General features: G+C 71.9%; 13 protein-coding genes and 1 pseudogene. 10 read left to right on the forward strand and 4 right to left on the reverse strand.

Annotated features, from left to right (window positions below; genetic code table 11):
* Positions 1-335: 335 nt before the first annotated feature.
* The 3 genes and pseudogenes from ACIOJE_RS35255 to ACIOJE_RS35265 form a co-directional block, all read right to left on the reverse strand.
* Positions 336-764, reverse strand: a pseudogene (locus ACIOJE_RS35255) (glycoside hydrolase family 1 protein); the annotation flags it as partial.
* Between the two features lie 32 nt (positions 765-796).
* Complete coding sequence (locus tag ACIOJE_RS35260; protein WP_400782024.1) at positions 797-1,387, reverse strand: hypothetical protein; 591 nt, start codon at positions 1,385-1,387, stop codon at positions 797-799.
* Positions 1,388-1,522: 135 nt separating this feature from the next.
* The gene (locus ACIOJE_RS35265) at positions 1,523-1,954 is read right to left on the reverse strand and encodes a MarR family winged helix-turn-helix transcriptional regulator (protein WP_400782027.1); all 432 of its coding nucleotides are present in this window, start codon (positions 1,952-1,954) and stop codon (positions 1,523-1,525) included.
* Between the two features lie 154 nt (positions 1,955-2,108).
* On the opposite strand from ACIOJE_RS35265, the gene ACIOJE_RS35270 reads away from it, so the two are divergent.
* From ACIOJE_RS35270 to ACIOJE_RS35285, 4 genes are read left to right on the forward strand one after another with little or no spacing between them, the layout of a single operon-like run.
* Positions 2,109-3,020 carry an SDR family oxidoreductase gene (locus tag ACIOJE_RS35270; protein ID WP_400782030.1) on the forward strand — a complete coding sequence of 304 codons (912 nt, stop codon included), beginning with the start codon at positions 2,109-2,111 and terminating at the stop codon, positions 3,018-3,020.
* Position 3,021: 1 nt separating this feature from the next.
* Entirely contained in the window at positions 3,022-3,909 is an 888-nt protein-coding gene (locus ACIOJE_RS35275; RefSeq protein ID WP_400782032.1) for an amidohydrolase family protein, read from the forward strand.
* Between the two features lie 10 nt (positions 3,910-3,919).
* Positions 3,920-5,458, forward strand: a complete 1,539-nt coding sequence (locus tag ACIOJE_RS35280; protein WP_400782035.1) for a long-chain fatty acid--CoA ligase — start codon at positions 3,920-3,922, stop codon at positions 5,456-5,458.
* A 46-nt stretch (positions 5,459-5,504) separates the two neighbouring features.
* The gene (locus ACIOJE_RS35285; RefSeq protein WP_280679059.1) at positions 5,505-5,963 is read left to right on the forward strand and encodes a MaoC family dehydratase; all 459 of its coding nucleotides are present in this window, start codon (positions 5,505-5,507) and stop codon (positions 5,961-5,963) included.
* A gap of 339 nt (positions 5,964-6,302) precedes the next feature.
* Here ACIOJE_RS35285 and ACIOJE_RS35290 read toward each other — a convergent pair whose 3' ends face one another.
* Entirely contained in the window at positions 6,303-7,004 is a 702-nt protein-coding gene (locus ACIOJE_RS35290) for a substrate-binding domain-containing protein (RefSeq protein ID WP_400782038.1), read from the reverse strand.
* 75 nt (positions 7,005-7,079) lie between these two features.
* Between ACIOJE_RS35290 and ACIOJE_RS35295 the strand changes: the two genes are divergently transcribed.
* The 6 genes from ACIOJE_RS35295 (at position 7,080) to ligA (ending at position 13,240) form a co-directional block, all read left to right on the forward strand.
* Positions 7,080-7,865, forward strand: coding sequence for an IclR family transcriptional regulator (locus ACIOJE_RS35295; protein ID WP_400782040.1), 786 nt, complete (start codon positions 7,080-7,082; stop codon positions 7,863-7,865).
* Positions 7,866-7,977: 112 nt separating this feature from the next.
* Positions 7,978-9,189, forward strand: a complete 1,212-nt coding sequence (locus ACIOJE_RS35300) for a 4-hydroxybenzoate 3-monooxygenase (protein WP_400782042.1) — start codon at positions 7,978-7,980, stop codon at positions 9,187-9,189.
* Between the two features lie 39 nt (positions 9,190-9,228).
* Positions 9,229-10,272, forward strand: coding sequence for an amidohydrolase family protein (locus ACIOJE_RS35305; RefSeq protein WP_400782045.1), 1,044 nt, complete (start codon positions 9,229-9,231; stop codon positions 10,270-10,272).
* A gap of 16 nt (positions 10,273-10,288) precedes the next feature.
* Positions 10,289-10,981, forward strand: a complete 693-nt coding sequence (gene ligK, locus ACIOJE_RS35310; protein ID WP_280679069.1) for a 4-carboxy-4-hydroxy-2-oxoadipate aldolase/oxaloacetate decarboxylase — start codon at positions 10,289-10,291, stop codon at positions 10,979-10,981.
* Positions 10,978-11,898: an amidohydrolase family protein gene (locus tag ACIOJE_RS35315; protein ID WP_400782047.1), complete on the forward strand. Its 921-nt coding sequence runs from the start codon at positions 10,978-10,980 to the stop codon at positions 11,896-11,898. The genes ligK and ACIOJE_RS35315 overlap by 4 nt, the downstream gene beginning before the upstream one ends.
* A 4-nt stretch (positions 11,899-11,902) precedes the next feature.
* The gene (ligA, locus tag ACIOJE_RS35320) at positions 11,903-13,240 is read left to right on the forward strand and encodes a protocatechuate 4,5-dioxygenase subunit alpha (RefSeq protein WP_400782050.1); all 1,338 of its coding nucleotides are present in this window, start codon (positions 11,903-11,905) and stop codon (positions 13,238-13,240) included.

Genomic DNA, 13,240 nt, shown 5'->3' on the forward strand with positions numbered 1-13,240 from the left:
AGCCGCCCCAGTACGACCCCAACCGCGCCGTCGTCCCCTCCCCCACCCAGGTGCAGGAGATACGCACCGCCGGCGACGACGCCTTCCTCGTCGTCACCGACCTCATGAGTGGTTCCGGCCTACGCAATGGCGAGGCGCTCGCCGTCAACCTCAACAACATCGTCACCGACGACGTCTACCGCGTCACGGAGCAGGTCAACAAGACCACCAAGGAATACGCGCCGCTCAAACACCGAAAGGAGGGTGACTACCGCGACGTCCCGCTGCCCTCCCGCACCAGGCTCAGCATCGAGTGATACGCCGACAAGTACGGAACCGTCGACGGCTACCTCCTCCGCCATTGCCGTGTCGCGGTTGAGCCAGCCGCCGTTGTCCTCCAGACCCTGCGGGAGGTCCCAGTGGAAGACCGTGGGCAGCGGGGTGATGCCCGCCTCCAGCAGCGCGTCCACCAGGCGGTCGTAGAAGGCGAGGCCAGCCTCGTTGACGGCGCCCGCGCCCGTGGGCAGGATGCGGGACCAGGCGACGGAGAAGCGGTAGCCGTCCAGCCCGAGGCCCTTCATCAGCTCGATGTCCTCGGGGTACCGGTGGTAGTGGTCGCAGGCCACCGCCCCGGTGTGGCCGTCGCGGACGGCGCCGGGCCGGGCGGCGAAGGTGTCCCAGACGGACGGTCCGCGGCCGTCCTCCCCCACCGCCCCCTCGATCTGGTACGCGGCGGTGGCGGCACCCCAGCGGAAGTCCGCCGGCAGGTCGAAACGGTCCGGCATGGCAGCCTCCTGACGAGAAACGTGAGGGGAAATCATGTTACTGACGTCACGCCACGGCGCCAGAGGACGATCCATCCCAGAGGACAATCCACCGCCATCCGGATGTGACAGACCGCAATGACCCCAAGCCCACTTGACCCCCAGTCGCCCGGCGATAGCCATCGCTGCACGTCAGCCGGTAGACAGCCCGCGCTGTCCGCTCGCCGGAAGATGCCTCCGGGACGGCCGTGTTGCAACGTGTGGTCCCTGGCGAGTCCCCTGACTGGTTGCCTGTCAGACCCAGCCTCCCCGGCCCTCGGGGTGGGTGGCCTGCTCTCCCGCGCCGCGAGCAGCCGGGCGACCTGCTGGACGAAGAACGGGTTGCCGCCGGTCCGGCGGTGCACCAGGGCGGCGGTCTCGGCCGCCGCCGGCGGCCCGTACCGGGCCAGCAGCGTTCCGACGTCCGTCACGTCCAGACCGCCGAGCACCACCACCTCGACATCCGGCAGCGGGTGGCCGTCGGGCAGTTCGACGTCCCGGTAGGTGCCGATGAGCAGCAGCGGCTCGTGCCGGGCACGCCGGGCCAGGCGCCCGAACAGCAGCAGGGCGGCGGCGTCGGCCCACTGCAGGTCGTCCGGCGCCACAAGCAGTCGGCGACCGTCCCCGTAGCAGCGCCCCCGCGCTGCGGTCGAACTGAGCGAGCCGGGAGTCCGCACTGCTCGTCCGGGCAGCCGCGGCTTCCGTGAACGGTCGTCAGTCGGATGTGCGTGCGCCCCGGTTCACGAGAGGGCGCGCCAGGCGGTGTTCAGGGACTCGCGGAAGCGGTCGGCCTCCTCGGCGGTGAGTCCGGCGACCATGCGCGCCTCCAGTTCCCGGGCCGAGGCGGCGTACTCGGCGAGCAGGTGGCGGCCCGGCTCGGCGAGCAGCACGAGGCGTTCGCGGCGGTTGCCGGGGTTGGGCTCGCGACGGATCAGGCCGCGTCCCTCCAGGGTGCGGATCATGTCGGCCATCGACTGGGCGGTGACGAAGGAGTCGCGGGCCAGCTGGGCAGCCGAGATGCCGTCGTGCCGCTCCAGCACCGTGAGCGCCGTGTACTGCAGCGCGGTGATGCCGGCGGGCTTGAGCAACTCGTCGAGCCGTGCGCGCACCGCCAGCTCCGTCCTCTTGACCAGGTACAGCAGCGAGGTGCCGGTCACTGCGGGTCGGTCCATCTCGTTCCCTTCGCCGAGCGCCGTCGGTGCGGCGGCGTGGCCAAGCCTAGGGCATTGACAGGAATCCTGATGATTGACGAGACTGCCATTCATCAGGATTCCTGTCGATCCTGGCGCCATCCCCTCCCATCACTCCCACGAGAGGTGCACCCTCATGGATCTCCAGGGCAAGGTCGCCGTCGTCACCGGCAGCGGCCGCGGTCTCGGACTCGCGTACGCACAGGCCCTCGCCGCGGCCGGCGCGGCCGTCGTCGTCAACGACGTCGACCGGGCAACCGTGGATGCCGCCGTCGCCACCATCACCGCCGCCGGTGGCCGCGCCACCGGCGCCGTCGCCGCGGTCAGCGACAGCGAGGCCGCCCAGCTGCTGGTCGACACCGCCGTGACGGAGTTCGGCAGCCTGGACGTGCTGGTCAGCAACGCCGGTATCCTGCGCGACCGGGTGCTGTGGAAGATGACCGACGAGGACTTCGACGACGTCGTCCGCGTTCATCTGCGCGGCACCTTCACCTGCGCCCGCGCCGCCGCGATCCGCATGCGCGAGCAGGGCACCGGCGGCCGGCTCGTCCTGATCTCCTCGCCGGCCGGCCAGCGCGGCAACTTCGGCCAGACCAACTACGCCGCCGCCAAGGCCGGCATCGTCGCGATGGCCCGCACCTGGGCGATGGAACTCTCCCGCGCCGACATCACCGTCAACGCCGTCGTCCCGGTCGCCGCCACCGAGATGACCAGGACCATCCCGGCCTTCGCCCCGGTGATCGAGGAGGCCGAGCGCACCGGCAACCCGCTGCCCGACTGGCTGCGAAAGGAGGAGGGACTCGGCACCGTCGAGGACGTCGCCGCCCTGATCACCTTCCTCGCCTCCGACGACTCCAAGGACGTCACCGGCCAGGCCATCGGCATCGGCGGCGACCGCCTCGCCCTGTGGGCGCACCCCCGGGAGAAGGCTGTCGCCCTCGCCGACGGCGGCTGGAGCGCCGACGCCATCGCCGCGCAGTGGCAGGGCGGCGTCGGCGCCGAACCCGAGACCTACGGCATCCCCGCGCCCAAGGCCCCGGAGGCCTGACATGGTCGACCTCGCACTCGACCTCGACCGGCTCACCGCCATCGACGTGCACACCCACGCCGAGATCTCCACGGACGGCCACGGCGCACTGAGCCCCGAGCTGTTCGGGGCCTCCGAGGCGTACTTCAAGGCGCACGGCCACCGGCAGCCCACCATCGACGAGATGGCCGAGCACTACCGCGAACGCCGGATGGCCGCCGTGGTCTTCACCGTCGACGCCGAACACGCCACCGGCCATCCGCGGATCTCCAACAAGGAGATCGCGGAGAGCTGCGCCGCCCACCCCGACGCGCTGATCCCGTTCGCGAGCATCGACCCGCACAAGGGCCGTGCGGGGGTGCGGGAGGCCCGGCGCCTGGTCACGGACTACGGCGTCCGCGGCTTCAAGTTCCACCCCAGCATCCAGGCGTTCTCCCCGAACGACCGGCTGGCCTACCCGCTGTACGAGGCGATCGAGGAGCTCGGCGTGCCCGCCCTGTTCCACACCGGCCAGACCGGCATCGGCGCCGGCGTCCCGGGCGGCGGCGGCATCCGGCTGAAGTACTCGAACCCGATGCTGGTCGACGACGTCGCGGTGGACTTCCCGGAGCTGCGGATCGTCCTCGCCCACCCGTCCTTCCCCTGGCAGGACGAGGCGCTGGCGGTGGCCACCCACAAGCCGCACGTGTACATCGACCTGTCCGGCTGGTCGCCCAAGTACTTCCCGCCGCAGCTGGTGCGCTACGCCAACACGCTGCTCAAGGACAAGGTCCTGTTCGGCTCCGACTACCCCGTCATCACCCCCGACCGGTGGCTGGCGGACTTCGCCCGACTCGACATCAAGCCCGAGGTCCGGCCGAAGATCCTCAAGGAGAACGCCGCCCGACTGCTCGGGCTGCGCACGGACTGAAGGAGCACCCGTGCTGAACCAAGGCATCGGCTCGTGGCCCGCCCGCCGGGCCCGCAAGACACCCGACCGGGTCGCGGTCGTCCACGAGGGCAGCAGCCGGACCTACCGTGAGCTGCACCAGCGCGTCCTGCAACTCGCCCACGGCCTGCGGGTGTCGGGCGTGGAGCGGGGCGACCGGATCGCGTACCTGGGGCCCAACCACCCGGCCTTCCTGGAGACCCTGTTCGCCGCCGGAGTCCTGGGTGCCGTCTTCGTCCCGCTCAACACCCGCCTCGCCGCCCCGGAACTGGCGTACAACCTGGCCGACTCGGGCAGCACCGTCCTCGTCCACGCGCCGGAGCAGGCCGGGGCCGCCCGGGCCGCGGCCGAGGAGGCCGGGGTCCGGCACCGGATCGCGCTCGACGGACCCGGCCAGGACGTCTCCGGCTACGAGGAGCTGATCGCCGGCGTCTCCGGTGAGCCGCTGGATCTCGCCGTCGCCCCGGACGACCCCTGCATGATCATGTACACCTCGGGGACCACCGGCCGTCCGAAGGGCGCGGTGCTCTCGCACGGGAACATCACCTGGAACAGCGTCAACGTCCTCGTCGACACCGACCTGGCCGGCGACGAGGTGACCCTGGTCGTGGCGCCGCTGTTCCACACCGGGGGCCTCAACATGACCTGTCTGCCCACCCTGCTCAAGGGTGGCCGGGTGGTCCTGCACGGGGCCTTCGACCCCGAGCGGGTGCTGGAGACGATCGAACTGCTGCGCGTCACCTACATGTTCGGCGTCCCGACGATGTACGACGCGATGGCCGCCCGGCCCCGCTGGGCCACCACCGACCTCTCCAGCCTGCGTACTCTCAACTGCGGCGGCGCACCGGTGCCGACCCGCACCATCGCCGCCTACCTCGACCGCGGCCTGGCCTTCAGCCAGGGCTACGGCATGACCGAGGCGTCGCCCGGCGTCCTCTTCCTGGACGAGGAGCAGGCCTCTGCCAAGGCCGGCTCCACCGGGGTGCCGCACTTCTTCACCGACACGCGCGTCGTCCGGCCCGACGGCAGCGACGCCGGGCCGGGGGAGCGCGGCGAGGTCCTGGTCCAGGGCCCCAACGTGATGACCGGCTACTGGGGCCGGCCGGAGGAGACCGCGGCCGCGTTCACCGACGGCGACTGGCTGCGGACGGGCGACGTCGCCCGCACCGATGCGGACGGCTACGCCTACATCGTCGACCGGGTGAAGGACATGTTCGTGTCGGGCGGCGAGAACGTCTACCCGGCCGAGGTCGAGGACGCGATCCTCGCCCACCCCGCCGTCGAGGAGTGCGCCGTCATCGGCGTGCCCGACCCGGTCTGGGGCGAGGTCGGCCGCGCCGTCGTGGTCCTGCGGGCCGGCGCTCGCGCCAACGAGCACGACATCCTCGGCCACCTGTGGGGCCGGCTCGCCAAGTACAAGATCCCCAAGTCGGTGGTGCTCGCGCAGACCCTGCCCCGCACGGCCACCGGAAAGATCGTCAAGGCCGCCGTCCGCGAGCTGCATGCGTCCGGGAACCCCTCCGCGTCCTGACAGACGCACCGTCACACCACGTGTCCACAACGGAAAAGGACTTTCCATGCCCACCACCGCCCACGGCATCGACGGACTCAAGGCCCTCGGCGGCGCCGACCTCGGCCGCACCGAGTGGCGCGAGATCACCCAGGACCGGGTGAACACCTTCGCCGACGCCACCGACGACCACCAGTGGATCCACACCGACCCGGAGAAGGCCAAGGACGGCCCGTTCGGCGGCCCGATCGCCCACGGCTACCTCACCCTCTCGCTCATCATCCCGCTCTTCGGCGAGCTGCTGGACATCACCGGCATCTCCATGAGCGTCAACTACGGCCTGGAGAAGGTTCGTTTCCCCAGCCCCGTCCCGGTCGGCGCGAAGATCCGGCTGCACGGAGCCGTGGGCGCGGTGGAGGAGGTCAAGGGCAACGGCGTGCAGATGCCGCTGGCCTTCACCGTCGAGGTCCAGGGCAGCGAGAAGCCGGCCTGCGTGGCCCAGGCCGTCTACCGCCACTACGCCTGACCGGTCCCCTGGCACGAAGGCCCTTCGGCCCGGGACGGACCACGGAGTCCGTCCCGGGCCGAAGGGCCCTTTCGTCATTCCTTCCTCACCGGCTACCACCGGATCGCCCGCTGATCCGCGATGGCCGGTCCTGTCAGGTCGCGTCGGCTGCGGCAGACCACACCGGCCGCCGGAGGGTGACGCCGATGCTCGGGGCGCACCTGGTCCGCCATGACGCACGCCCGGGCCGGAAGGGAGGCTGCCGGTCGCGCCATTGCGGCCGGGAGGTGCCGCGGCGCCCCCGAGCGCCCGAATCTCCCGGCGTGCGCGGTGTCCGCCCCGGCCGGAACCGAGGAGGCTTCAGCCGAAGTCCCGGACGGCCCGCATGCCCTTGGCCCGCGCGGTCGCCCACAGCTCCTCGGCCTCGAACAGGTCGAGCACCCCGGCCGCTCGGACCGGTTCGGTTGACGCGGCCAGCACGCCCCCGCTGAAGGTCGTGCTGATCGCGGTGTCGCCGGGCAGCGGCCCGACCACGACCACGCCGGGCAGATCCATCAGCTCACTGTGCTGCTGGAAGGCCAGCTCGACCCCGCCGGAGGCGAGCAGGCTGCCGGCCGGGACCCCCGGAGGCGCCTGGACGAGCCGCGGTGCGAGCTCCGCGGCGAGACCCAGCCGGGCCGTCAGCTCGACCAGCGCCGTACCGCTGGGGCCGGTGGAGTACGCGATCCGCCGTGCGGCCAGCAGGGCTGCCCGCAAGTCGGACTCCGAGGCGAGGGCGGGCAGCGGCGCCCCCTCGGGCACAGCGGCGACCACCTGCGAGACCCACAACGGACGCAGCGTGCCGCCGACCAGCAGCCCCGCCCCCTCCAGCCCCGCCATCGCGTTCTCGGCGAGCACCAGCAGGTCGCCCTCGGCTCCTTCGCGCACCCGCCGTGCGACCTCGACCCCGCCGGCCGACTCGAACCGCACCTGCGCGCCGTAGGAGTGTCGGAGATGGTCGGACAGCTCGGCCAGGAGCTGCCTGGTCGCCATCGAGGACAGACCGGTGATCTCTCGGGACACGTCGTTCTCCTTGTGGGCGGCCGCTGCCACGGCGGGTGAACGGGCGGCTCAATGCCTGTCTGCGACACTGACCGCGTGAGCGCAACCCGGAGCACGGCGGCTGGAAAAGTTCTCGAAGTCCTCTCGACGTTCGGCCGCGACTGCCGGTCGCAGACCCTGTCGGAGATCGCACAGCGTACGGGCCTCGCCCTGAGCACCGCGCACCGGGTTGTCGCCGAGCTGGCTGCCTGGGGCGCCCTGGAGCGCGGCGAGGACGGCTCCTGGCACGTCGGGCTGCGGCTCTGGGAGATCGCCTCGGGCTGCCCGCGCAGCCAGATTCTGCGCGACGTGGCGCTGCCGTTCATGCAGGACCTGTACGAGGCGACGCACGAGAACATCCAGCTCGCGGTGCGCGAGGGCACCGAGCTGGTCTTCGTCGAGCGGATCGCCGGGCACCGCTCGGTGGAGCTGGTGACCATGGTCGGCTCGCGTTTCCCGACCGGCTCCACCGGGATGGGCCGGGTGCTGCTGGCGCACGCGCCGGGCGACATCCAGGAGGCCGTGCTGGACGCGCCGCTGCGGGCCTGGACCCCGCACACCGTCACCGACCCGAAGACCCTGCGCGCCCAGCTGGACCGGATCCGTCGCGAGCAGGTCTTCGTGAGCGACCGCCAGCTCTCGGAGAGCACCGTCGCGGTGGCCGCACCCGTGCGGATCGGCCGGACCGGCCCGGTCGGCGCCGCGCTCGGGATCGTCATCGCGGCGAGCAGCGCGAGCAGCGCGAGCAGCGCGAGCCGCGCCCGCGGCCTGCGGGAGCCGCTGCTGCGGGCCGTGCACGGCATCTCCGACGAACTCGGCCGACGGGCCCGCGCGACGGTCTGAGTCGGCGATTCCAGAGAGGACTTCCGCCTGGCGGAAGTGGTGCTGACCGGCGGAGGTCGCGGATGCCAGCGTTCGGGGTGTTCCGAACCCGCGCAGCCGCTCAGGAGATCCCATGGCCGAGGCCACCGCCGACACCGTCACCTCGGTACCCGTCGCCGTCGTCGGAGCCGGTCCGGCCGGCCTCATGCTGGCCCACCTGCTCGGCCGCGCCGGGGTCGACACGGTCGTCGTCGACACCCGCACCCGGCAGGAAATCGCCACCACCCATCGGGCCGGCATCCTCGAGGCCGACGTCGCCCGGGACCTGGTCGAGACCGGCGTGTCCGACCGCGTCGTGCGCGAGGGCCACGAGCACGAGGGCATCGAACTGCGCTTCGGCGGACGGCCGCACCGCATCGACTTCAAGGAGCTGGTGGGCGCGTCCACCTGGCTCTACCCGCAGACCGACGTGTTCACCGACCTGGCCGACGCCCGGGAGCGCGACGGCGGCACGGTCCTGTTCGGGATCGAGGACACCGAGGTCCTCGACATCACCACCGACGCCCCCCGGGTCCGCTGCACCCTGCCCGACGGGAGCCGGCGCGAGATCCGGGCCCGGTACGTGGTCGGCGCCGACGGTTCGCGCAGCATGTGCCGCGACCTGGTGCCCGAGGACCGGCGGGTGCGCCACGGCAAGGAGTACCCGTTCGCCTGGTTCGGCATCATGGCCGAGGCCCCGACGAGCGCGCCCGAGCTGGTCTACGCCCACTCCGAGCACGGCTTCGCGCTGATCAGCCAACGCACCGACACGGTGCAGCGGATGTACTTCCAGTGCGCCCCCGACGAGTTGGTCGACGCCTGGAGCGACGACCGGATCTGGGAGACCCTCCAGGCCCGGGTGGCCGGGCAGGACGGCTTCCGCCTCACCGAGGGGCCGGTGCTGGAGAAGACGGTGCTGCGGTTCCGCTCCTTCGTCCAGGAGCCGATGCGCTGGGGCTCGCTGACCCTCGCCGGCGACGCCGCGCACACCGTGCCGCCGACCGGCGCCCGCGGACTCAACCTCGCGCTGCACGACGTGAAGGTCCTCGCCGACGTCCTGCTGCGGGCCCTCGGCGGCGAGGGCGACACCGCGCTCGACGACTACCAGCCGCGCGCCCTCCAGCGGATCTGGCGGGCCCAGAACTTCTCCTCCTGGATGACCCGGCTGCTGCACACCGAGCCCGGCGACACCTCCTTCGACCTGCGCCGCCGACTCGGCGAGCTCGACAACGTGGCGGGCACCCGGGCCGGCCGCAGGTACCTCGCCGAGCAGTACACCGGCTGGCCCACCAGCACCCGGGCCTGACCCGGCCCACGACTCCGCACGACCACCAGGAGGCCCCCCGTGATCATCGACTGCCACGGCCACTTCACCACCGCCCCACCGCAGTTGGCCGCCTGGCGGGACCGGCAGGTAGCGGCGGCCGGCACCCCCGGCGACGCGCCCGACCCCGACGAGCTGGTCATCACCGACGACGACCTGCGCGGCGCGATCGAGGGCAACCAGTTGCGGCTGATGGACGAGCGCGGCATCGACCTGACCGTCTTCTCCCCGCGGGCCAGCTTCATGGCCCACCACATCGGCGACTTCGAGGTCTCCTCGGTGTGGGCGCGGATCTGCAACGACCTGGTCCACCGGGTCAGCCGGCTCTACCCCGACCGCTTCGCGATGGGCGCGATGCTGCCGCAGTCGCCGGGCGTCGACCCCGCCACCTGCCTGCCCGAGCTGCGCCGCGCGGTCGAGGAACTCGGCGCGGTCAGCGTCAACCTCAACCCCGACCCCTCGGGCGGGCACTGGACCGCGCCGCCGCTGACCGACCGCAGCTGGTACCCGCTCTACGAGGCGATGGTCGAGTACGACGTCCCCGCCATGATCCACGTCAGCACCTCGTGCAACCCGGCCTTCCACACCACCGGCGCCCACTACCTCAACGCCGACACCACGGCGTTCATGCAGCTGGTCCAGGGCGACCTGTTCGCCGACTTCCCGACGCTGCGGTTCGTCGTCCCGCACGGCGGCGGCGCGGTGCCGTACCACTGGGGCCGGTTCCGGGGCCTGGCGATGGCGCTCGGCCGGCCGGACCCGGAGGAGCTGCTGGACAACGTCCTCTTCGACACCTGCGTCTACCACCAGCCGGGCATCGACCTGCTCACCCGGGTGATCCCCAGCCGGGCGATCCTCTTCGCCAGCGAGATGATCGGCGCCGTCCGCGGCGTCGACCCGGACACCGGGCACCACTTCGACGACACCCGGAGGTACGTCGACGCCACCCCGTACCTCTCCGGCGAGGAGCGGACCGCGGTCCGCTCCGGCAATGCCCTGCGCGTCCACCCCCGGCTCGCCGCCCGCCTCGCCGCGGCCGGCCGCCTCGCCGCCGCCGATCGCTGACCCCAGGAGAAGAACCATGGAACACACCGAGATCGGGGTCGTCCGCACGTCGATCACCCGCGCCGACCCCGAGGCCGTCGCCGCGCTGTCGGCGTTCGGCGTGGCGACGATCCACGAGGCGATGGGCCGGGTCGGGCTGATGCGCCCCTACCTGCGCCCGGTCTACCCGAGCGCCCGCCTGTGCGGGACGGCGGTGACCGTTCTGCTGCAGCCCGGCGACAACTGGATGCTGCACGTCGCCGCCGAACAGATCCGCGAGGGCGACGTCGTGGTCGCCGCCTGCACCACCGAGAGCGAGGACGGCTTCTTCGGCGAGCTGCTCGCCACCTCCTTCCGCGCCCGGGGAGCCCGCGGCCTGGTCATCGACGGCGGCGTGCGTGACACGGCCGACCTGGAGCGGATGGACTTCCCCGTCTTCGCCCGGGCCGTCAACGCCAAGGGCACGGTGAAGGCCACCCTCGGCTCGGTCAACGTGCCGGTGATCTGCGCCAACGCCCTGGTGCGGCCCGGCGACGTCGTGGTGGCCGACGGCGACGGCGTCGTCGTGGTGCCGCGCGAGCGGGCAGCCGAGGTCGCCGAGGCCTCGGCGACGCGGGAGGCCGCCGAGGAGGGCAAGCGCGCCCGGTTCCGGACCGGCGAACTCGGCCTGGACATCTATGGCATGCGCGGCCCGCTGGCCGAGCTCGGACTGCGATACGAGGACCGATGACCACGCCCTTCGAGAAGACCCCCGGCTGGCTGGACTGGTACGCCGACCCGAGCCGCCCGCGGTTCGAACTGCCCGCGGGCGCCGTCGATACCCACTGCCACGTCTTCGGCCCCGGCGCCGAGTTCCCGTACGCCCCCGAGCGCAAGTACACTCCCTGCGACGCATCCAAAGACCAACTCTTCGCACTGCGCGACCAGTTGGGATTCACCCGGAACGTCGTGGTGCAGGCGACCTGCCACGGTGCCGACAACCGGGCCATGGTCGACGCCCTGCGCGCCTCCGGCGGCCTGGCCCGGGGAGTGGCCACCGTGCGGCCCGGAATCCCGGACGCGGAACTGCGCGAGCTGCACGAGGCCGGCGTCCGCGGTGTCCGGTTCAACTTCGTCAAGCGACTCGTCGACGCGGCGCCGCGGCAGGACCTGCTCGACGTCGTCGAACGGATCGCACCGTACGGCTGGCACGTCGTCGCCTACTTCGAGGCCGCCGACCTCGCCGAGCTGCGCGACTTCCTGCTCTCCGTCCCGGTGCCGCTGGTCGTCGACCACATGGGCCGCCCCGACGTCACCGCGGACCCGCACGGCCCCGACTTCGAGGCCTTCCTCGACCTCCTGCGCGCCCGGCCCGACATCTGGTGCAAGGTCACCTGCCCGGAACGGCTGTCGGCGGACGGCCCGCCCGCCCTCGACGGCGAACAGCGGGCGTACCGCGACGTCGTCCCGTTCGCCCGCCGCGTGGTCGAGGAGTTCCCCGACCGGGTGCTGTGGGGCACCGACTGGCCACACCCCAACCTCACCGACCACATGCCCGACGACGGCCTGCTCGTCGACTTCGTCCCGCACATCGCGCCCACGCCGGAGCTGCGGCACAAGCTCCTGGTCGCCAACCCGATGCGCCTCTACTGGCCGGACGCCGACTGACCGAATGACCCGCACCGCACGATTGGAGACCGGCATGGCGCTGGACAAGACCTACAAGCTGGTCCCGGGGACGACCGTCTTCGACGCCGAGCAGTCCGCCAAGGGGTACCACCTCAACCAGTTCTGCATGTCGCTGATGACCGCGGAGAACCGCGCGAGCTACCTCGCCGACGAACGCGCCTACCTCGATGCGTGGCCGCTGCGCGAGGAGCAGAAGCAGGCCCTGCTCGACCGTGACCTCAACGCCGCGATGCGTGAGGGCGGCAACATCTACTTCCTCGCCAAGTGGGGTGCCACGCTGGGGCTTTCGTTCCAGCAGATGGCGGGCTCGATGACCGGCATGACCGAGCAGGAGTACCGCGACATGATGGTCGGCGGCGGCCGCTCCGTCGAGGGCAACCGGATCGACCACGCCGTCCTCGAAGCGGCGTACGCCGACTCGGCGCCACCGGCCGAGCACGCCGTCGTCACCGGCGCGGTCTTCACCTCGCACGTGCCGGCGATCGGCGCGGCGATGGACCACCACAAGACCGAAGAGCCCTACTGGAAGCCGGTCTTCGACGGCTACGAGTACTCCAGGCAGTGGCAGCGGGAGAACCTCCCCGACGTGATCTTCCTGGTCTACAACGACCACGCCAGCGCCTTCGACCTGTCGCTGATCCCGACCTTCGTGCTCGGCACCGGCGCGGCCTACGCCACCGCCGACGAGGGCTACGGCCCCCGGCCCGTCCCCGGCATCGAGGGCGACCCCGACCTGGCCGCGCACATCGCGCACTCGCTCATCCGGGACGACTTCGACCTCACCCTGGTCAACGAGATGACCGTCGATCACGGCCTGACCGTCCCGCTGTCGCTGATGTTCGGCGACGTCGAACAGTGGCCGTGCAAGGTGATCCCGTTCCACGTCAACGTGGTGCAGTACCCCGTGCCCTCGGGCGCCCGGTGCTTCGAGCTCGGCCGGGCACTGCGCCGGGCCGTCGAGTCCTACGACCGGCCGCTGACGGTCCAGGTGTGGGGAACCGGCGGCATGAGCCACCAACTGCAGGGCCCCCGCGCGGGCCTGATCAACCGCGACTGGGACAACGCCTTCCTCGACCGCCTGGTCGACGACCCGGCCGGCCTCGCGCAACTGCCGCACCTGGACTACGTCGAACAGGCCGGCTCGGAAGGCATCGAGCTCGTCATGTGGCTGATCGCCCGCGGGGCGATGAGCGACATCGACGGTGGCGGAACGGTCGAGACCAAGCACCGCTTCTACCACGTGCCGGCGTCCAACACCGCCGTCGGCCACCTGATCCTGGAGAACCACCCGCGGGCCGAAACGCCCGGCACGGAGGAATGA

This window comes from Kitasatospora sp. NPDC087861 (assembly GCF_044742585.1).
In the GTDB taxonomy this organism is placed as follows: domain Bacteria; phylum Actinomycetota; class Actinomycetes; order Streptomycetales; family Streptomycetaceae; genus Kitasatospora.